This window comes from Sphingomonas echinoides (genome assembly GCF_029623395.1).
Lineage (GTDB): Bacteria > Pseudomonadota > Alphaproteobacteria > Sphingomonadales > Sphingomonadaceae > Sphingomonas > Sphingomonas echinoides_A.
The window spans coordinates 34116-55363 of record NZ_JAPYKK010000030.1 but is presented as its reverse complement, the minus strand read 5'-3'; the positions used below and the strand labels follow the sequence as shown (position 1 = coordinate 55363).

The 21248-nt window shown below is 63.2% G+C and carries 13 protein-coding genes and 1 pseudogene; 7 read left to right on the top strand and 7 right to left on the bottom strand.

Translation table 11 applies throughout. The features are described from left to right. Together QBJ92_RS15745 and QBJ92_RS15740 are read right to left on the bottom strand one after the other, a co-directional pair. Positions 1 to 318, bottom strand: a pseudogene (locus QBJ92_RS15745) (serine acetyltransferase); the annotation flags it as partial. Next, the gene (locus QBJ92_RS15740) at positions 315 to 1379 is read right to left on the bottom strand and encodes a glycosyltransferase (protein ID WP_277970650.1); all 1065 of its coding nucleotides are present in this window, start codon (positions 1377 to 1379) and stop codon (positions 315 to 317) included. The gene QBJ92_RS15740 and the pseudogene QBJ92_RS15745, both read right to left, overlap by 4 nt. Positions 1380 to 1495: 116 nt before the next feature. Between QBJ92_RS15740 and QBJ92_RS15735 the strand changes: the two genes are divergently transcribed. Beyond that, the gene (locus tag QBJ92_RS15735) at positions 1496 to 2287 is read left to right on the top strand and encodes a WecB/TagA/CpsF family glycosyltransferase (RefSeq protein WP_277970649.1); all 792 of its coding nucleotides are present in this window, start codon (positions 1496 to 1498) and stop codon (positions 2285 to 2287) included. A 50-nt stretch (positions 2288 to 2337) separates the two neighbouring features. On the opposite strand, the gene QBJ92_RS15730 is transcribed toward QBJ92_RS15735, so the two are convergent. Next, complete coding sequence (locus QBJ92_RS15730) at positions 2338 to 5664, bottom strand: calcium-binding protein (protein ID WP_277970648.1); 3327 nt, start codon at positions 5662 to 5664, stop codon at positions 2338 to 2340. A 231-nt stretch (positions 5665 to 5895) separates the two neighbouring features. Between QBJ92_RS15730 and QBJ92_RS15725 the strand changes: the two genes are divergently transcribed. Then, on the top strand, positions 5896 to 7437 hold the full coding sequence (locus QBJ92_RS15725; protein WP_277970647.1) for an O-antigen ligase family protein: 1542 nt from the start codon (positions 5896 to 5898) through the stop codon (positions 7435 to 7437). On the opposite strand, the gene QBJ92_RS15720 is transcribed toward QBJ92_RS15725, so the two are convergent. Next, complete coding sequence (locus QBJ92_RS15720) at positions 7418 to 8752, bottom strand: oligosaccharide flippase family protein (RefSeq protein ID WP_277970646.1); 1335 nt, start codon at positions 8750 to 8752, stop codon at positions 7418 to 7420. The genes QBJ92_RS15725 and QBJ92_RS15720 overlap by 20 nt on opposite strands. A 196-nt stretch (positions 8753 to 8948) precedes the next feature. Here QBJ92_RS15720 and QBJ92_RS15715 point away from each other — a divergent pair, with 196 nt between their 5' ends. Next, the gene (locus QBJ92_RS15715) at positions 8949 to 10610 is read left to right on the top strand and encodes a hypothetical protein (RefSeq protein WP_277970645.1); all 1662 of its coding nucleotides are present in this window, start codon (positions 8949 to 8951) and stop codon (positions 10608 to 10610) included. A 54-nt stretch (positions 10611 to 10664) separates the two neighbouring features. Here QBJ92_RS15715 and QBJ92_RS15710 read toward each other — a convergent pair whose 3' ends face one another. From QBJ92_RS15710 to QBJ92_RS15700, 3 genes are all read right to left on the bottom strand, one after another. After that, complete coding sequence (locus tag QBJ92_RS15710; protein WP_277970644.1) at positions 10665 to 11732, bottom strand: glycosyltransferase family 4 protein; 1068 nt, start codon at positions 11730 to 11732, stop codon at positions 10665 to 10667. Between the two features lie 104 nt (positions 11733 to 11836). Further along, the gene (locus QBJ92_RS15705; RefSeq protein WP_277970643.1) at positions 11837 to 13231 is read right to left on the bottom strand and encodes an HlyD family type I secretion periplasmic adaptor subunit; all 1395 of its coding nucleotides are present in this window, start codon (positions 13229 to 13231) and stop codon (positions 11837 to 11839) included. Continuing rightward, positions 13228 to 15411, bottom strand: a complete 2184-nt coding sequence (locus QBJ92_RS15700; RefSeq protein ID WP_277970642.1) for a type I secretion system permease/ATPase — start codon at positions 15409 to 15411, stop codon at positions 13228 to 13230. Before QBJ92_RS15700 ends, QBJ92_RS15705 begins: the two co-directional genes overlap by 4 nt. Positions 15412 to 15679: 268 nt before the next feature. On the opposite strand from QBJ92_RS15700, the gene QBJ92_RS15695 reads away from it, so the two are divergent. The 4 genes from QBJ92_RS15695 to prsR all read left to right on the top strand — a co-directional run bounded on the left by QBJ92_RS15695 (position 15680) and on the right by prsR (position 21211). Continuing rightward, positions 15680 to 16150, top strand: a complete 471-nt coding sequence (locus tag QBJ92_RS15695) for a pilus assembly protein PilZ (RefSeq protein WP_277970641.1) — start codon at positions 15680 to 15682, stop codon at positions 16148 to 16150. A gap of 642 nt (positions 16151 to 16792) precedes the next feature. After that, positions 16793 to 17629, top strand: a complete 837-nt coding sequence (locus QBJ92_RS15690) for a PEPxxWA-CTERM sorting domain-containing protein (protein WP_277970640.1) — start codon at positions 16793 to 16795, stop codon at positions 17627 to 17629. Positions 17630 to 17797: 168 nt separating this feature from the next. Next, complete coding sequence (gene prsK / locus QBJ92_RS15685; protein ID WP_277970639.1) at positions 17798 to 19831, top strand: XrtA/PEP-CTERM system histidine kinase PrsK; 2034 nt, start codon at positions 17798 to 17800, stop codon at positions 19829 to 19831. Between the two features lie 3 nt (positions 19832 to 19834). Next, a complete protein-coding gene (prsR, locus tag QBJ92_RS15680) occupies positions 19835 to 21211 on the top strand; it encodes a PEP-CTERM-box response regulator transcription factor (RefSeq protein ID WP_431358421.1) in 1377 nt (458 codons plus the stop codon). Positions 21212 to 21248 lie beyond the last annotated feature (37 nt).

Here is a 21248-nt window from a genome sequence, read left to right as displayed (position 1 = left end):
GCAATTCTGCCGGATCACGCAATCGTCGCCGATCACGCTATTGCCGTGAATCACGATCCCGCCCTGATGTTCGATCACGACACGACGTCCGAGCACGACCGAATAGGGCAGTTCGATGCCATAATTGTTGCGGCATCGGCGGAACATCATCCGGTACAGCAGACTGAACGGAATGCGCAGCGGCTTGGGGCGGACCCCCATCCGCCACACGCCGAAGCGATGGATCGCGACCGCGCGGAAGCCGGGACGCGTCCAATCGCGACCATGCGCCACCCAATCCTCGCGGATCTGCGCCCATAGCGATGGCGTATCGCTCATTTGCGCACGGGGCCGCTGTTATATTCGATCAGGTCGGAGCGCCGTCCGGTCAGCCGCCCGATCTGGAAGCGCGCCAGTCCGATCATCTCGGCCCCCTTGCCGATCATCAGGAACGCCCCCGTCAGCAACGCCTGCCGCGGTTGCAGCGTCGCACGCCGCCGCGCCGCGATCCGCAGCGCCTGCAACGGCCACACCGCGGCGAACGCAACGGCGGGCACCAGCCAGAGCGGCCCGAACACGATCGCGAGCAGCACCATCGCCAGCACCAACACCGGCAACACCCCGCCCCACAGCAGGATGCTGCGGCACTGACGCCGCCAATCGGGCTCGCGCAGACCCGGATGCCGATCCGCGAGTTCGCCGAACGCGTGGCCGGAACGCTCGGTCCGGCGCCACCATTGGCCGAACCGCAGGATCGCCGCATCGTGAATCGTCATCTCATGGTCGATGCGGTACAGGCGCCAGCCCGTCTTGCGCAGCCGGATCGACATGTCCGGGTCCTCGCCCGCAATCATCTCGCCATCATAGCCGTTTATCGCGGTGAGTGCATCGACCCGCACCATCACGTCGCCACCACCGGCAGCGGCTTCGCCGACGGGGACGTTCCATTCGTCATCGCAGAACGCGTTGTAGATCGACCGTTCCGGGAAGCGCTCGCGCCGGCGACCGAACACCAGCGCAAGACCGGGATCGCGTTCCAGCGCATCGCGCGCCGCATCGAGCCAGCCCGGCGCAAGCTCGCAATCGCCGTCGACCATCTGGACAAAGATGAGCCCGGGATGATCCTTCCGCAACCGCTCCAGCCCGGCGTTCCGCGCGCGCGCCGCGGTGAACTTGGGCGGTACCGCAAGCTCCACCACCGTCACGCCCTGCGAACGCGCCCACGCCACACTGTCGTCGGTCGACCCGGAATCGACGTAAACGCGGGCAGCGGTCCCGCTGGTCGAGGCAATGCAACGGCGCAGACGCTCGCCCTCGTTGCGGCCGATCATGACGACGCCCACGTGCGCGCCGATCGTTTCAGGCCGCGAATCCGGCGAGGGCGACACAATTCGATCCATTGGCTGGGCTAGCCTTACGGGGCCCCTGCTTGTCAACCGCATGATGGTCGGCGCTTGACGCCGGGGTTGCCAAACTGGCACCGGAAGCGCCGTTCATCAGCAGGGGAAAGATTGCCGTGACCTCGACGCGACAACCAGACGTTCCCCGGAACGACCGTTTTCCAAGGACGACCTTCCTCGACCTCGATTTCGACACCGTGACGGCAGCGGAGGTCGTCGCGTTCCTGCGAACGCGGACTGTGGAGGATCGGTTCGGCTACATCGTCACGCCGAACGTCGACCATATGGTCCAGATCGACGCGCAGCCCGAGCTTCGGCCGGTCTATCAGGGGGCGCTGCTGTGCCTCAACGACAGCCGCGTCCTCGCGCGGCTCGCCAAGCTCTACGGGATCGCGCTGACCGTCGTTCCCGGCAGCGATCTGATCGTCGCGCTGTTCGGTTCGGTCCTGCAGGACGGCGACCGCCTGTGCATCGTCGGCGCGAGCGCCCCGCTGGTCGCGCAATTGCGCGCGCAATATCCGCGCATCACGATCGTTCACCACGAACCGCCGATGGGATTGCGCCGCAACGCCGCGGCGCGGCAGGCCGCGGTCGATGCGGTTGCGGCGGCGAACGCGCGGTTCACCTTGCTCGCCGTCGGGGCGCCGCAGCAGGAAATCCTCGCGTCGGAGATGGCGGCGGCTGGAACGGTCACGGGCACGGCCTTCTGCATCGGCGCGGCAGTCGATTTCATCGTCGGGGCGCAGGTGCGCGCGCCGCGGATCGTCCAGCAGGCCGGGATGGAATGGTTCTGGCGCCTCGCCGGAAGCCCGCGCCGGCTGGGCCGGCGCTATCTGGTCGAAGGACCGAAGATCTTTAGGATCGCGCTGCGCTGGCAGCGGAACCGGCGGCGCAGCACGCCGCACTGAGGTCAGAGACCCCTGCCGGGAGGAAAGCCCTCCCGGCAGGGGCCTCTGGATCAGAACACGAAGTCGGTCGACAACACGCCCGCGGTCGACTTCACGGTCAGCACCATGTCGGCGACGCCGTCGCCGTTGGTGTCGGCGGAAACGATCCAGTCGCTGCCGCTAGCCTGGACGCGAAGCTCACCGGCCTTCTTGGTGAAGTCCGCGCTGCCGACAAAGCGGAACGCGTCCCGCGTGGTCGTGGCCGTGTTGGCGTCGATCGCACTCAGGTTGATCTTGTCGCCCTGCCCTGCGCCCAGCACTACGGTCGCCGATGTCGCCGCCGTCTTGCCGAGTTCACCCGGCAGGAACCGATAAGTATCCGCGCCAGCACCGCCGTCGAGGAAATCCTTGCCCCCGCCGCCGTACAGCGTGTCGTTGCCGGCATCGCCGAACAACTGGTCATCCCCCGTGCCGCCGTACAGCGTGTCGTTCCCGCCACCGCCGCGCAGGATGTCGTTCCCGCCGCCGCCGCGCAACACGTTGGCGGCAGCATTGCCGGTGATGGTGTTGGCGCCGGTGTTGCCGGTTCCGTCGATCGCCGCATTGCCGTCCAGCCACAATGTCTCGACATTGTCGGACAGGGTGTAGCTGACGCTGGCGCGAACAACGTCGTTGGTCCCTTCCCCGGCCAGTTCGATCACCTTGTCGTTGACGTCGTCGACCAGATACGTATCGTTCCCGGCACCGCCATACAGGGTGTCCGCCCCCGCGCCGCCGTCCAGCACGTCGTCGCCGGCATTGCCGTACAGCGTGTCGTTGCCGGCCCCGCCCCACAGATAGTCGTTGCCCGCACCGCCCCACATGGCGTTGGCGCTGGCCGACCCCATGCCGATGAAGTTGGACGACCCGAGATACCGCAGGTTCTCGACATCGCTGGACAGCATGTACATCGACAGCGTGGTATTGACCGTATCGTTGCCGCCGTTGGACAGTTCGATCACCTGATCAGCATACGTGTCGACGACATAGGTATCGTCGCCCGCGCCGCCGGTCATCTTGTCGGAACCTGCGCCGCCGTCGAGATAGTCGTTGCCGTCACCGCCGAGCAGGGCATCGTTCCCCGCGCCGCCGATCAGCCGGTCGTTCCCCGCCCCGCCCGACAGCGTATCGTTGCCTGCGCCGCCGGTGATGACGTTGTCGAGCGCGTTACCCGTTCCGGTGAACGCAGTTGTCCCGGTGTAGCTGAGGTTCTCGAGATTGGCACCAAGCGTGAAGCTGGCGAGCGTCGTGCGGATTTCGTCGGTCCCACCGTCCGCCGCTTCGGTGACGACGTCGCCCGCATTGTCCACGACATAGGTGTCATTGCCAGCGCCGCCGATCATCGTATCCGCGCCGACCCCGCCATCCAGCACGTCGTTCCCCGAACCCCCGGTGATGACGTTGTCGAGCGCGTTGCCCGTGCCCTTGAAGGCCGCCGTGCCGGTGTACGTCAGGGTTTCGAGGTTGTCGCCCAGCGTGTAGCTGGCGAGCGCGGTGCGCACCTCGTCCGTCCCGCCCGATGCGAGTTCGGTGACGACATCGCCTGCGTCATCGACAATGTAGACGTCGTTTCCGGCTCCGCCGACCATGGTGTCGGCGCCCGTGCCGCCATCGACCACATCGTCGCTGGCCCCGCCGACCAGCCGATCCTGACCAGCGCCGCCCGAAAGCGTATTCTTGCCGTCGCCGCCGAGGATGACGTTGTCGAGCGCATTGCCCGTCCCGACGAACGCACCGGTGCCACCGAAGGCGAGATTCCGTTGGGTCGCATTCAGGACATACTGGTTGAGCGCGGTGGCGACATCCAGCTTGTCGCCGGACGAGATCGTGTCCGCCGGATTGGCAGCGGTCCGCCCCGCATTGGCCAGCGCCACCAACGCATCATATTTTGCGCTGCCTGCGTCATAGGTGCTGGCGAGCGCACCCCATTCGCCGTATTTCGAGGACGGGCCGACGTTGTTGAACGCGTTGATTTCGGTGCCACCTGCCGCCGCAAAGTCCGCCGCCATCTGTTTGTACAGATCCGCCATCCGGGGATCCGTGCTGAGCCGCGCGAGGAACGCCTGGATTTCGGGCTGCGCTGCAGCGGAATAGCGGATCGAGTCGGTGTGGACACCGCCTTCGTACGCGATCAGGTCGAGACCTAATTTTTTCGCGACCCCCGCCTGATATACGTCTTGCGCCTGCACACGGGCCAGCGAGTCCTTCAACGCCGCAAATCCGGACACCATTCCGGCCTCCCCGGCGCGCGACCAAGCCAGAAGATCTGTCTCACTGACCTTGTAGAGATCGAAATAGGTCGTGACCGCATAATCGTCGAACAGTTTCGAGACGTCACCGACCCGGGCGACGCCCTTCAGGACGGAGCGCTCAAGCCCTTGATACGCGGTTTGCGTCGCAAGCACGCTCTCCTGGCGGCTCGGCGCGTCCGCGAAAATCGCCTTGGCGATCGTTGCGATCTGGGCCGAACGATAGCCGTAGAATTGCACGTAGCCATCCCCGACATGTTCGGCGGAGTTGTTGCCATCGATGACCCCGTCCCCGTTGACGTCCTTGCCGAACAGCTGATCGCCCATTTTCAAGGCGTAATGGGACTGGAGAAATCCGAAGTTCCACACTTCGTTCGAATATTCGACCTTGACCTTCAGCGCCGGGTCGAGATTGTCGTGAACGTATTGCAGCGCTTTCGTGACATATTGGTCGTCCGCTTCCGCTGGAATGTTCAACCACATGTTGTTGTGCGTCTTGTTTGCCAGCGCGACCATCACCTCGATCGGAACGTCACCCGACCAGGATGCCGTGTTGATCGACTTGCGGCTGCCCCAATTGGTGGTCTTCGAGTTGTTCGTGCCGCCCCAGTCCATGAAACGCAACGTCGAGAACGGGTCGACCTTTGCCAGAAACTCCGGGGTGAAGATTTCGCCAGAGTCGAACAGCGAAAGCTGGTCCTGCCGTACGATCTGAATATCGGTTGGCGGGTTGCCAGCATTGATCGCATTGATGCTAAGCTGCGCCGACACTCCACCACTATAGCGAAAGACGATTTCGCCGGGCTTCTGACTCAGGACTTGGCTATACGAAATCGAGAAGCTGGCGTCACCCTTGTACCGCAGAACATAGACGTCGGGCATCGGGAGAGAAGCAGGGTCGAGCTCGACCATCGCATACATATGCGCCCCGCCCGTGGGGATGGCGGTCGGATACCCGTTCGCGTCAAGCGGCGGCGCCCCCATCGGGGTGTATTTGCTGTCGCGCACGGTCCAGCTTCCCGACGTCTTGAAACGGTTTAGGAACGGAAACTGGTTGCCGTAATAGCTGACGCCAGCGAGATTCATTCCGATTGTGGGTGTGTCAGGCATTTTTACTTCCCCAAAGTCAGTGCTTTGGAGAGTGTATTACTGCATTTGACGTATTAGAATCGTCGACGTGTTTGGTTAATAATTCGCCAATCGCGTGTTTCTGGAGGAGCGTCTGTTTCGGTGCGCGTTATGGCGGCACCGGCGCACTTTCCTCGGTTGCCGAATGCAATTAGGAGGAGGCGTCGCCCACACTCCCGCAGCCGCTGACGGGCCGCCAATCTCGAGCACACCATGCTGACACTCGCCAAGAACTTTGTATATCTCGAGGTTGTCATGGCGATCGGATGGGCGATGTACTTCGCTGTCCTGAAGCGGGAAAGCAGGACGGTCGCGGCGCATTTTCCGTTTCTCGTCGCTACGGCGTTCAACGCGGCGTTTTTCGCGATCCCCTATTTCCCGCTCGTACACCTCGCGGTGTTCCTGATTCCGATCGTTGCCGGACGGACGAGGAAGCACCTGCTGATGGTGATGCTGGTCGGCCTGTTCTGCATCCCAGCGCTGATCGTAAGCCTGAACACGGCAGGCCTGGTCATCTTCTCGTGGACGATGCAGGCGACGCTTGGCCTCGGTGGGCTGGTGGCGCTCGCCTCCTCGCAACGCGACCGTATGACAGAACCGGGGCGATGGAACGTCCCGCTCGCCGCATTTCTAGTCCTGATGATCATCATCGCCATTCGTGGAACCAGTGCGACCAACTGGGTGCGACAGGCCATCGCGATCATCTCGGCGTACGGAATTTCCGTCGTAGTCATCGGTCAGTGCTTGCGATCGGCAGGAAATCGCAGAGCTTTTTTGATCACGCTTGCCGGCATTGGCAGCATGCTCGCCGCCGTGCTGACGTATGAGGCGCGCGTCCACTGGCCGCTCTACACCTCGCTCTACGGCAAGTTTCAAGTTCAGCTGCCGGGAATGATGGTCAAGTTCCGCGGTGGCTCGATGCGCGCTTTCGGTCCGCTCGATGAAGCCACGAATGCCGGCTTCGCGCTGGTCATCGCATTCGCGGCAGCGCTGGCGTGCCATCGTGAATTTCGGAACGGCCCGGCGCGTTATGTCGTGCCGGGGGTGGTCGCCATCGGCCTGCTCGCGCCGCAATCGCGCGGGGGCTTGATCGGCGCGGCCGTCGTCCTGCTGTGCTACGCTTTCTATCATTATGGCAGTGCGGGATTGGCCAAGGCCGTTGCGTTGCTGACATCGGTCGGCGCGCTCTACTTCGCGCGATCTCGCCTCCTCGGCGGCGCTACTGCCGACGCCCAGAACACCGCGGACTATCGTCAACAATTGTTCAACCGCGGCATGGAGGAATTCTGGAAGAACCCGATCATCGGGGACTCGATGGATCAGGTCACGGCGCGCATGGAGGATATGCGCCAGGGTGAAGGGATCATCGATTTCGTCAACAGCTACCTGTATTTCGGACTGGCGCTCGGCGCGGTCGGCGTGCTGCTGTTCTGCATCGTGTTGTATTTTCCAGCGGCACGCTTGCTGCTCGAGCGGAACCGACTGAACCGCCATGGCCCGACCGGGACGTTCGCCGGCTTCGCCTTCGGTTCGCTGCTTGCCGCTGGCGTGATGCTCGCCTTCACCTCGATCCCGCAACGCCCGATTATCGTCACCCTCGTGGTCGCAGGCGCGGCGCTCGGCTTGCGACCGCCCCGGCGCGCGGTACGGAACGCCACCACCCCGGGTACGATGACGCCCTCCACCCCACCGTCCGAGCGCGGGCTTGCCCGGTCGGCGGTGGCCGACGTCGGACCTAGAAGTACAGGATCTTGATGCAGATCGACATGACCACGATCAGGCCGAGACACAGGGCATCGATCTTCACTGAGAACAAGCCGTCCTTGGCCGCCATATAGGCGACGTAGATGTACCCGATGAACGTCGCGACACCGCCGCCGATCAGCATGCCGATCGTCCCGCCGGCGTAGAATCCGGCCACGGTTCCCGCAATCCGCGCGACCATGAACACCGCCATCAGGTTCGCGTGCAACCGGACCTTGCCGAGCGCCATGAACGCGCTTTGATAGCCCGCGGAAATGATCCCGATCGGCCCGGTAACGCACAACAGCGCCATATAGCCCGCCGCCGCATGGTAGCGGGAGTCGTACAGCCCCCAGATCAAAGGACCGGCCGCAAGCCCGAACACGAAGAAGATCGGCAGCGACCCCAGCAGGATCCGCGTCCGGATCTTGGCGAACGTCCCCAGGAACCGCTCCTGCCCATGGATCCGCGCTTCCGACAGGGCGGGAAACCCGACCAGATTCTGCACCTGCGTGGCGAGTTCGGCCGGCATCGTCGCGAAGGTCGTCGCGATCCCCAGAATGCCGAGCGTCTCGATCGAAATGAGGCCGCCCTGGATCGCGCGAATACCCTGGCCGCCCAGATAGGTGACCATCGTGGAGACAAAGATCCACCGACCGAACCGCAACAGGTTGCGCGCCGCGACCGGATCGAGGTGGAGCTTGTGCCGATGCCCCGGCAGCGCCACGAACCCCAGCACCGTCGAAACCAACGCCCCCGCGACGCCGCCATAGGCCAGCGCCCAGACGGTTCCGAGCCACCACGCGAACAATGCGGTGATCGTCAGCGTGATGAACTGCCCCGCGACCTGCACCGTGACCAACGCCCCCAGGTGAAGCTTCTTTTCGCGCAGCGCCAGCGTCGTCGAGGCGAACCCGTTGATCGCCGCGGTCGCCCCCAGCACGCACATCAACGGAAACAGCACCGGCTGCTTGTAGACGAGCGCCGCCGGCCACGCGATCAGGCAGCACACGCCCCACAGGATGAAGCCACGGATGACCTGCACCGTCCAGGCGGTGTTGAGATACTCGTCCTTCGCGCCATCTTCGCTCTGAACGATCGCAGGCTTGATCCCGACATCGCTGAACATCGCCAGACCGATCAGGATGACGTTGGCCAACGTCATCAGACCAAAGGCTTCCGGGAACAGCAGCCGAGTCAGGATCAGGTTGGAGGCCAACTGCATGACCCGTTGCATGCCAAACCCCGCAACCGCCCATACGCTGGCCAGCGTTGCGCGCTGACGCAAGGTGTCGGCGTTCGAAAGGAGTGCCGTCAACCGCTTCATGACCATCAAATCTCACCGTATTGGAACAACGCCGAACTCGAGCAACACCACAGAGCTTTCGCGTGATCCGCGTTGCGGACGCCCAGTGGGTGGATCGCCAAGGATGGTCAGCGAGGAAGGTCGCGTATATAGCCACGAAATGCTGATCGATAGACGAAATCTACTGCGATGGTCGGGTGCCGGAATTAGCGCCCTGATGTTCGGTTCCTGCGCGCGCGCCATGCCGCAGGACCTGAACTGGCCCGGCCCCGTCGTTCCGCCGTCGCAAATGCCGCATTTGCCGATCGGCATGAACCTCGCGGGCATTTCCGATTACGCGGGCGGCTTCCCGTTCCACAATCTGATGTGGGGCTCCCGCAAATGGCTGACCCATAATGCGGGCGGCGGTGGTGCGTGGAATACGGATCAACAGGATGCGTTCGCCTTCGACGCCAACGGGTATCCGCGCGAAGTGCCGGTGAAGGTTGGCGGGCTGCCGCCGCAGTCGATCTTCACGCTTCTCCCCAATACGCTGAAACCCGGGAAGTATGTCCTCCTGCATGACGGCGAAGGCGTCTTCGGGGGCGTGATGGGGACGCGCGTGATCAGCCAGGGGCGTGGCCGTGCACTCCTCCAGATGACCCAAAACGGGAACTTGAACGAAGGGATCTCGATCGAGCGGTCGAACCCCGCCAATCCCGTGCGAAACATGCGAATCGTTCCGCTTGCGAGCGAGCACGTCGACCTCGCGGCAAATCCGTTCCTGCCCGAATTTTTGGATTTCTGCCGTCCGTTCCATGCCTTGCGGTTCATGGATTGGGGCGCGACCAACAATTCGATCGAGGAAAGCTGGTCGAGCCGGCGCCTGCCGACATTCTACACCATGACCCCGACGACCGGGAACCCCGACGATGCGAAAGACCGTGTCCCCAGCGCGTTCGAACGTCGCTTCTCGGGCGGCGTCGCGCTCGAGGTGATGATCACGCTCGCCAATACGCTCAAGATCGATCCCTGGTTCTGCATTCCGCACCGCGCCACCGACGAATATGTCGCGGAAATGGCCAAGCTGGTGCACGCGAAACTCGATCCCAAGCTGACCGCTTATGTCGAGGTTTCCAACGAAATCTGGAACTGGCAGTTCTTCCAGGCCGGCTGGATGCTGAACTCGCCGCGGCTTGGCGCGATCGTCGAGGCGAAGGGTGGCAAGGCGTGGGATGATGCCGCCAAGACCAAGGGGTCGAATCACCCCGAACGGATCGGGGCGTTGTTCGGGCACATGTTCCAGATCTGGCAGCGCAACTGGCCCGCGAAAGATCGCGCGCGCTCGCTGCGCGTTTGCGCGACCCAGACGTCATGGCTCGACGTTGCGGTGCGGACGATCGACGCGACCATGGCCAACGGGGGCTGCGATGCGATTGCGCAAAGCGGGTATTTCGGACCACGCGACGAAGAATATGCGCACTGGGACCAGCGTGGCGCCGCGTTGACCGCGGACGACGTCCTCAAGGACATGGGCACCGTCATCGCCGCACAGGCACAACCCGGCAATGCGCTGGGCGCTGCGCAACACGCCAAGAAGCTGGGGCTGCGGTACGTGGTCTATGAAGGCGGCCAGCATATTCAGCCCAAGAAGCAGGCCGAACTTCCCTATAACGCCGCGCTGGGTGCCGCGCAGACCAATTCGGCGATGTACGACCTGTATCTCGAGAATTTGCGCGGCCAGGTACACCTCGGCTGCTCGTTGTTCTGCGCGTTCAACAGCGTCGGTGCACAGGGGACGCGCTGGGGCAGTTGGGGCGCGAAAACCAGCTACGATCAACCGAACGCCGAAGCACCGAAGTACAGGGCGTTGATCGCGGCCAATACCCCCAAATCGTAACCGGCCGGGCCTCCATCGGGCTGGGGGAAGCGGCTGGTTACGCCACGGGTTTCATCAAACCCGGCCCGCTGCCGATGTCAGCGCCTGCTCGAACCGGTCCGTTGCGTCTTCCCAGCTATACCCTGCCACCGATTCCCGCGCCCGGGCGGAAAGGTCTTGCCAGGCCTCCGCGGGCATTTCGGCGATGTTGACGATGGCATCCGCCATTTCGCTCGGTTCGAACGTATCGAGCAAAATGCCCGCCCCGGGAATGAGCTCGGGCGCCGCGCCGGCCCTGGTCCCGATCACGGGCGTACGGCACGCCATCGCCTCGGTGATCGGCAAACCATACCCCTCGCTGCGGCTCGAGAAGATCCAGGCATCACAGCTCGCGTAGATTTTGCTCAGTCCGGCATCGTCGACGGATTCATGGTATTGCACGAAGCTCGGCAGATAGTCGGGCCGACTGTCGACGCCGACGACATGGACCGCCAGCGCGGGGACTTTCGTCTTCGCCGCGAGGATCGCCGAAACCGCGATATCGCAGCCTTTGCTATGCATTTCCCGGTGAATGAATCCAACGGTCGGCACAGCCTGCTTCGAACGCGGCGGAGCGTCGAATTTGACCGCATCCACCGCGTTCGTGACCACGCTCACGCTGGCGGCCGGATTCTCGCGGAGGATCGCGTCTTTCAACCATTGCGCAATGGTGATGAAGAAAAACGGCATATGCCACGTCGGGACGAGCTTGGGGAATTCCTGACCAGCCGCACCGTAATCCTGCATGAAATAGACTTTGCTCCCCTTGGAAGCAGACAAGGCTGCGACGGGCGCGGCCGTTTCCCACCAGGTTGCAACGACCAGGTCGGCATCCGGAACATCCGAATCTTTCACCGCACGCCTGGACTCCAACGGAATCATGGTGAGACCCGAATCGTTGAAATAGCTGCCTTCCCGGTACGGCGGCGGCAGCCGACGCTTCTTCGCGAGCGTTTTTACGATCGACGGTAGCGATCGGCGCCCCTTCGGCCAGTGGACGATCGATACGGAATGCCCGCGTTTTTTGAGGTTCTTTGCGAAGATCGCAATGACCCGCACTCCGCCAGCAGGGCTCAGCTCTGGGCAAACGAACGTAATATTCACCGGATCCCCCTCAATTAATAGCACAATCCGGCATGGATGCTATTTTCGGCGTCATTTCGTACTCAAATTGTATGGGGCCCCGTACTCTGAAAAGATAATTAACGCTACCGTTCGCGCAACGCGGTCTTGCGCGCCTCGTCGATCGGGCTCGTCAGATAGCTGAAGAAGCTGCGATCCCCCGTCACGATGTCGGCGGTGACCATCATCCCCGAGGTCACCGGCACGTCGCGGTCGCCCCGCGCCATCCGCGTCCGGTCGAGCGCGACGCGCAGCACATAGACCGGGCCGAGCTTCTCGTCGTCGATCGCATCCGGGCTGATCCCGAGCACGTGCCCGGGAATCAACCCATAGCGCGTGAACGGAAACGCATCGAGCTTGACGCCGACCTTCTGCCCGATGCTGACGAACCCGGCATCGCGGTTGAGCAGCTTGACCTCGGCAACGAGCTTCCCGTCGCCCGGCACCACGGTCATGATCGGCTTGGCGGCTTCGACCACCCCGCCCTCGGTATGGACCGACAGCTGCCCGACCGTCCCGGTGACCGGCGCGCGCAGCGCCTGGAGCGTGGTCCGCTGGGTCGTCTTGACCAGTTCGTCCTGGCGCAGCCGCATCTCGGCGGTGGACTTGACCAGCTCGTCGAGCAACGCGGACCGCGCATCGGCGCGCGCCTTGCTCGAATTGCTCGCCGCCCCGCCCGCCTGCGCGGTCGCGCGGTGGATCGATTGCAGCGCGGCATCGCGGTCGCGCACCTGCGCGATCCGCTGGCGCCGCATCTCGAGCACCTTCATCTTCGACACGAACCCCTTGGCGAGCAATTGCTCGTTGGCGGCTATCTGTTCGTCGAGCAGCGGGAGCGTCTCGGTCAGCTTGGCAACTTCGGCGCGTGCCGATCCGATCTCCGCGCTCGCCACGGCATTGCCCGCCTGCTGCGCCTGAATCGACGCGTTCACTTCAGCCAGCTTCGCGCGTGCGAGCGATTCCTGCAAAGCCGCGGCCGAAGGATCGGTCCCCGCCGGGGCGACGAAGCGGAAGCCCTTGCCGTCGAGCGCATCGACCACCGCCCGGGTCCGCGCGACCTCGAACGAAACGGTCTCCAGCGCCTTGCGCGCCTGCGCCGCATCGGTCGCCGAAACGGTCGGATCGAGCAGCACGAGCACCTGCCCCTTCTTCACATGGTCGCCGTCGTGCACCAGGATCCGCCGGACCACGCCCGCTTCCGCCGGCTGGACCAGCTGGACCGCGCCGGTCGGCACGATCCGCCCCTGCGCGGAGGCGATGATGTCGGTCCGCCCCAGCGTCAGCCACAAGCCCAACGCGGCGACGCCGGCGAGCAGCACCTTGGCGGTGATCCGCGCGGTCGGTGACACCGGACGCTCGATCACTTCGAGCGCGGCGGGCAGGAACGCGGCATCGTCGATCCGCAACCGCCCGACGTTCCGGGCCTTTTCCTCGGCGAGCGTGGCGGAGATCATCCGCCAGTTGGTCGTCAGCGCGTTCATGCGGCGATATCCTTCAGGCCCGATTGGCGGCGGTGGAGCTCGGCGTAGCGACCACCCTTCTTGATCAGTTCGTCATGCGTGCCGACCTCGACGATCCTGCCCTTCTCCAGCGCGACGATGCGGTTGCAGTCGCGCACGGCGGACAGGCGATGCGCGATGACCACGACGGTACGCCCCTTGGCGATCGCGCTCAGATTGTTGCGGATGATCTCCTCGCTCTCGGCATCGAGTGCGGAGGTGGCTTCGTCGAGGATCAGGATCCGCGGATCGGTGACCAGCGCGCGCGCGATCGCGATCCGCTGGCGCTGCCCGCCCGAGAGGTTGACCCCGCGCTCGACGATCGGCGTGTCATACCCCTGCGGCTGTTGCAGGATGAAGCCGTGTGCCCCCGCCAGGTTCGCCGCGCGCATCACGCGGTCGAGCGGCATCGCCGGATTGACCAAAGCGATGTTCTCGCGGATCGAGCGGTTGAACAGGATGTTCTCCTGCAGCACCACGCCGATCTGGCGGCGGAGCCAGGTCGGATCGACCTGCGCGATGTCCATCCCGTCGATCAGCACGCGACCGCTTTCGGCGAGATACAGCCGCTGGAGCAACTTGGTCAGCGTCGACTTGCCCGACCCCGAGGAGCCGACGATCCCGATCGACTCGCCCGGCGCGATGTCGAGCGTCACCCCGTCGAGCGCAGGCTGGCTGTCCACCGCATAGCGGAAGCGCACCGCCTCGAACGTAATCCCGCCCTTCATCGCGGGCAACGTCACCCGCGAGGTCGCCTGCGGCTCGACCGGATGGTTGAGGATGTCGCCCAACCGCGCGACCGAGATCCGCACCTGCTGGAAATCCTGCCAGAGCTGCGCGAGACGGATCACCGGCCCCGACACACGCTGCGCGAACATGTTGAACGCGACGAGCCCGCCGAGCGTCAGCGTCCCCCCCATCACCGATTTGGCGCCGAAGAACAGGATCGCGGCAAAGGTCAGCTTGGAGATGAGTTCGACCGCCTGGCTGCCGGTGCTGCCGACGTTGGTGACGCGGAGCGACGCGGCGCTTGTCGCGGCGAGCTGGCGTTCCCATCTATCCTGCCACTGGGGTTCGACCGCGGCGGCCTTGACCGTCTGGATCCCGCTGACGCTTTCGACGAGCAGCGCGTTGCTCGCCGCGCCGCGTTCGAACTTTTCCTCGATGCGCTGGCGCAATGTGCCGGTGACCATGACCGAAACGGCGACATAACCGACCAAACTGACGACCACGATGCCGAAAAGCGGCGGCGAATAGACCAACATCGCCGCCAAAAAGACGCAAACGAACAGCGGATCGACCAGCACGCTGAGCGACGCGGTCGTCAGGAATTCGCGGATCGTCTCGAGCTGCCGGACCCGCGTGACCGTATCGCCGACACGGCGCTTCTCGAAATAACTCAGCGGCAACGCAAGCAGATGGCGGAACAACCGCGCACCGAGCTCGACGTCGATCTTCTGGCTCGTCTCGGCATAGACGCGGCTGCGGATCCACCCGAACATCGTCTCCCATACCGAAACCGCGACAAAGCCGATCGCCAGGACATTGAGCGTCGTCTGCGCATTATGAGCCAGCACCTTGTCGATAACGTTTTGAAAAAGCAGCGGCGCCGCCAGCCCGAGCAAGTTGAGCGCGAAGGTGATCAGCAGCACTTCGCCGATCAGTCGGCGGTATCGGACGATCTGCGGCACGAACCAGCTGAGGTCGAATCGACCGTTCCCCGCCCCGCGCGCTTCGCGTGTAGTCAGCAGGATCAGCTCGCCGTCCCACAGCGCATCGAGCGTCGCGCGATCGACCTTTTCGACTGCATTTCCAGGACGTTGGATCAACACGCCGTCCTCGACGAGCCGCCCGATCACGAACCATCCCGCGGGTCCACTGGCGAGCGCCGGAAGCGGTTGCCGCGACAGCCGGCCAGGTTCGACGGTGACGGACTTGGCCTTGGCCCCGTCCTGCCGACGCGCCAACCGCACGATATCGCGCGCTGTCAGCGGTTCGGCATGCCCCAGTTCGTGCCGCATCTGCGCGGGATCGACCGAAACGTTCTGGATCGCGAACAATAGCGCCAGCGCGCGTGGACCCGTTTCCGGATCGATCTTGCGTGCCTCTTCCGGGCCAAACGCCTCGGACAATCTGCGCTCGACGCTCTCGTGCAATTTCATGAATGCGGACCTGACAGCCTTGGGATACCGTCTATTTGCCGCGGATTGGTAAAGATTAGGGTAACGACACACCCGGCCGTTTTCAGGCCGCTAGATAAAAACGCGGTCATCCAGACGGTTGTAGCGGGCGGGCGCAACGCCATCAGCATACCCGTTAGACGAAAAAGTCGTACCGGATCACCAAAGCCCTTCCGCAATCGTTCGCACTATGGCACAAACATGACACGACGCACGTTGAACGATGCGTGAGTGAGTGCCCTTTAGGAGAGTGAGCAAGACCATGATGTTCGCCGCCACGCTATCGAACGCTGGACGCTCCACCACCCGCATCCCGACGGCACGACCGGCGACGCTCCGCGACGCGCAGCGGCAACCGATCGATATCTTCATCGAGAACCTTTCGGTCGACGGGTTCGGCATGTCGACGACGACCAGCTTGTCGCGCGGAGAGCGCGTCAGCTTGCAGCTCGCGGGGATCGAACCCCGGGAGGCGCGTGTGGTGCGACGGCTCGGGCTGAGCTACGGCTGCGAATTCGTCACGCCGCTCGACCCGCGCGATCTGAGCTTGGCGCTCGACGCGGGGATCGTCCTCAACGGTCAGTTCACGGCGAATGACGACGCAACCTCGCGGCGTGATCGACAAGGACATGTCTCCAGGCTCGGACAGATCGGCATCATGGTATCGCTCAATATCCTGCTGTGGTCTGCCATCGGCGTGAGTATCCACGCCATTCTGTGATCGAAGCACGGTAACAGCAGCGAACTGTCGCTATAGTTTACAACGCCGCATAGGCGGAACCCGTGTGCTTGGAGCGACTATCCATCGCAGGCATTCGAAGTGCTGTGGTTTATCCATATGTCCATGCCGCTGTTTACCGCCAGGCTCGCGGTTTGCGCGCATAGCTGGTCTCGTCTTCCACGATTGATATCCGCAGCCTCGCAAGCTGCATCGGTATAGGATCAACCGATCCTCTCGAGGACGGCGCGGTTCCTGAGCACAAATACCGTTCCGCTAAGCGGACGCCTGTTCGCAAACACCGCCTCTTGCGTGGGATCATCAACTCCAAAGTCCTTGGCGCAAACGGGAGCCTGGACAGCTCTCAGGCAACGATGAACGGCTCTTTCTTACTCCCCTTTCGGCTACAGCCCGCGAAGATTGTTCTATCGCAGGCTACATCTTGGCGAAGGCCTGCGGTTTGCAAACAAGTGGACGTGATTAAGATCGTTACGGTGTAAGAACTTATTACACCTTCAACTTCTAGGTAGCTCTATCCCCTTGAAATACCGAAAATCTAAAACCGGCATTGATATTGCATAGCATGAAATACGCTAACGGTACCGGTATAGTGCCTTGGCGCGAGTAGAGTGTACAACTGTTCTCGTGCAAGGATTCCTCATAATGCAGTTTAAATCCCTTTTCCGTTCAGGATATCGTCTTGCAGCAGTCGCCGCTTTAGCGGTTGGCGCTACGCAGGCGTCCGCTGACGTCCAGACGTTTGCAACCTTCTCCTCCATCAGCCCTACCAAAAACATTCGCTTGGTAAATTCCGGAACCGGCGCTAGCCGCACGTCGGACTTTGACATCTATACCACGTCGACAGCTACCAGCACGTCGGTCGGCGCGACCCAAGTTAATTTCAGCTTCCTGCAGAAGGGGCTGAGCGCCGTCATCTCCAATGCCGTTGCCAACTTCACGCTCTCGGCAGCAGCGACCGCAAACGAGCAGGCCATCGCCGCAGGGTCGACTCTGGTTCAGCCCACGATTTCGGGGTTCATGACCTTTACGTCTACGCAAGCCATCACGCTGACCAGTCCGTTCTTCGCGACCAAGACCTTTGCTGCCGGCGCAAACTTGCTCACGGTGACGTTCGACGGTGCCATGTCCGGGACGAAGAACGGCAGCAACGTGAACATGGGTGGATCGACCGAAGGCGGAAACAACATCGTCTTTACGTCGGACTTTCTCGACTTCTCGAACGTAAACAACAGCGATCTGACCACGTCGTTCAGCGCCCTCACCGCGGGCCTGGGAATCGACACCAACAAGTCGCTCAAGTCGTTCCGCGCGACCGCTGGCGGACAGTTCTCGTCTGATCCTGCGCCGCTCGTCCTCAACGTCGTTCCTGAGCCGGTGACCTGGGTCATGATGGTTACCGGTTTCGCAATGCTTGGTCTGGCCATACGTCGCCAGCCACGCGCCGCGCGCCTCACCGCCTGACATCTGTAAGGATCGGGATGTCGAACCATTCGACATCCCGATCCTCTTTTTCCGGTCGCTCACTGTGTGGACCGTGGGCCCGAATTGGGCAGACGCAAATGACCCATTAATAGGCAATCGATCGTCACAATTTTTTACGCCAAAGCGATGGCGACGGTGTAGACGGTGGTGGTGGTGTTGTTCTGGATCCTCGTCGCTACCGGCGTCGCTTATGCCATGTTGGCGGCATGGCGTGTTTCCCTCGGAACCGGACGGGATCGCGCACCGACCCTGGTGCTGGCCTTTGTCGGCATGGCCGCCTGGGCCGTGTCGGGACTATCGCAAGACCTTCTTCTGATCGTCGGCGCGCAATTGTTCCGCAATCTGGCCTGGCTCGTCTATCTCGCGAACGCGACCCATCCGTTCGCCGATTCTTCCGGACGGAGGACGCACAGCGCGACCGTGCTCGGAGCGCTCTCGGTCTTTGGCGCGGTTGCAGCGGTGATGGGGTTGATCCAAGCTCCCGAGACCCCCGGCGCGATGACCTGGGCCCTCGTCACGATCGCATGCCGTCTGCTCCTGGCGATCGGCTTCATCATCTATCTGCACAATTTGTACAACGGGTTGACCAGCAACAGCGGCACCGGCTTCCGGCTGATCCTGTTCGCGCTCGGCATGCTCAACGCTTATGATCTCAACCTCTACACGGTCGGGCTGCTCGGATATCACGTCGCCGAACCGTTGAGCATCGGACGTCCGGTCCTCGCGCTGCTGCTCGTCCCCCTCTTCCTCGTCGCCGCGCGCCGCCGCGAACATTGGAAGATCGCGCTGTCCCGCAAAGCGACGTTCCAGTCGCTCTCGCTGGTGGCGATCGGGCTGTATTTTGTCAGCATGTCGATCGTCGCGCGGTCCGGCACCACGCTCGAAACCGCGGCCGGCCCGGCGATTGCGATCGGGGCGGTGCTGGCGTTGTCCGCACTGGGGGCGATCGTGCTGTTCTCCAGCCGAACGCGCGCTTGGCTCAAGGTCATCATCGTCAAGAACCTGTTCCGTCACCGCTATGATTACCGTGCCGAATGGCTGCGGTTCAGCGCGACGATTTCCGATTCCAAGGGGTCTGCCCTGTCGCTCGAGGAACGCGTGGTCAAGGCGGTGGCCGATGTCACCGAGTCTCCCGCCGGTCTGCTCCTGATGACGAGCGACCAGCACGCTTTCGATGTGGCGGCAGCGTGGAGCTGGGGGCATCGCGCAATGCCGGGAAATGGCGTGGTCCGCTTCCCCGAGGTAGAACGGGCGCAACTCCAGCAGGGCTTGATTACCACGCTGGATCCCGAAACGCGCAACACGTTCGCGGCGTCAGACCAGACGGACGACAGCGAAGCGATCGGAGACGCCTGGGTTGCGGTCCCCTTGATCTGGTTGTCGACGATGATCGGTGTCGTCATCCTCGCAAAGCCACGCCTGGCACGCGCGCTCGACTGGGAGGATTTCGACCTCCTCAAGGTCATCGGCCAGCAAGCGGCGGTCCATCTGTCGGATGCGCACAAGCAGCTCGAACTCGAGGAAGCGCGTCGGTTCGAGGAATTTAACCGCCGCTTCGCCTATATCATCCATGACATCAAAAACGTCGTGAGCCAATTGTCGCTGCTCGCCAGCAACGCGCAGCAACACGGCTCCAACCCGAAGTTCCAGGCCGAAATGAGCCGTAGCCTGACGAGCGCGGTTCAGAAGATGAACGTGCTCCTTGCTCGCCTGTCGCCGGACCGGGTCCTGCAATCCGCGACGCCCGAGAGCATCGACATCGACCGGTTGATCGATACCGTGGTGACCGGGCGAGTCGATCAACGCTCGCTTTCGATCGGGCTACGCTCGGGCGCGCAGGCGCGCGGCGATCTCGAGAAGCTCAAACTTGCGCTCGACCATCTCGTCCAGAATGCGATCGAGGCCAGTCCTGCCGACCAGCCCGTGGTGGTGTCTGCAACAGCCGAGAATCGGCAATGCCTGATTACCGTCGCCGACAAGGGAATCGGCATGTCCGCCGACTTCATCCGGAAGGGCTTGTTTAAGCCTTTTGTCTCTACAAAGGGCGGTGGCTTCGGAATCGGCGCTGCGGAAGCGAAGGCGTTGGTGACGGGAATGGGCGGATCGCTCCGCGTGACCAGCACCGAGGGGCATGGCAGCGTCTTCACCATCGAACTTCCGCTAAGCGACGTGCGTGATTAGGTAATGGCGGACATGGTCGACAACATCCAAAAACCAAAACTTTTGATCGTCGAGGACGATCTCGATCTCCAAGCGCAGCTCGAGTGGGCGTTCACCGATTATGAGGTCGTGACCGCGGGCGACCGTGCAGCCGCGCTCACCGCGCAGCGCACCGAGAACCCCGCGGTCATCACGCTCGACCTGGGGCTGCCGCCCGACCCGGACGGGACGTCCGAAGGGTTCGCCACGCTCCGTGAACTGATCGCGCAGAATCCGACGGTGAAGGTGATCGTCGCGTCCGGGCATGAAGCCCGCGAAAGCGCGCAAAAGGCGATCGCGCTCGGCGCCTATGATTTCTATTCGAAGCCGATCAACATCACCGATCTCAGCCTGATCGTCGGGCGCGCCTTCCATCTGGCGGAGATCGAAGCCGAGAACCGCCGCCTCGCCGAACAGGCCGATCAGCTTGCCAGCGCAGAGGGGATCATCACCGGCGCCCCGCAGATGCTGACGGTGCTGCGCACGATCGAGAAGGTCGCCGACGTCGATGCGTCGGTGATGCTGCTGGGCGCGTCCGGCACGGGCAAGGAGCTGCTCGCCAAGGCGATCCACACCAAGAGCGCGCGCGCGCGTGGAAACTTCGTCGCGATCAATTGCGCGGCAATCCCCGAAACGCTGCTCGAATCCGAGCTGTTTGGCCACGAAAAGGGCGCGTTCACCGGCGCGGTCAAGGCGACGGTGGGCAAGATCGAGATGGCGAACGGCGGCACGCTGTTCCTCGACGAAATCGGCGACGTCCCCTTCGCGATGCAGGTCAAGCTGCTCCGCTTCCTGCAGGAGCGCGTGATCGAGCGCGTCGGCGGGCGCAAGCCGATCCCGATCGACGCGCGCGTGGTGACCGCGACGCATCAGGACCTCACCACGCTCATGCAGGAAGGCAAGTTCCGCGAGGATCTCTACTTCCGGCTCGCCGAAATGGTGATCCGCATTCCGTCGCTCGCCGAGCGCCCTGGGGACGCAGTGCTGCTCGCGCGGTTCTTCCTGCGCAAGATGAACACCGGGAAACAGGCGCGGATCAAGGGCTTCGCGCCGGATGCGCTGACCGCGATCAACAACTGGCCGTGGACCGGCAACGTCCGCGAGCTCGAGAACCGGATCCGTCGCGCGACTATCATGGCGGAAGGGTCGATGATCACCGCGCAGGATCTCGATTTCGAGCAGACCACCCAGGGAATGGAACGCACCGAATTGCGCGTCGCCCGCGAGCGCGCGGATCGTTCGGCGATCGCGGCGGCGATTGCGCTCAATGACGGAAATCTGTCGGCGGCGGCGCGCGATCTCAACATCTCGCGGCCGATGCTCTACGACCTGCTCAACACCTACGGCATGGCGAAGAACTAGCGAACGCCACCCTTCCCCGGCGCCCGCCGGGGAAGAA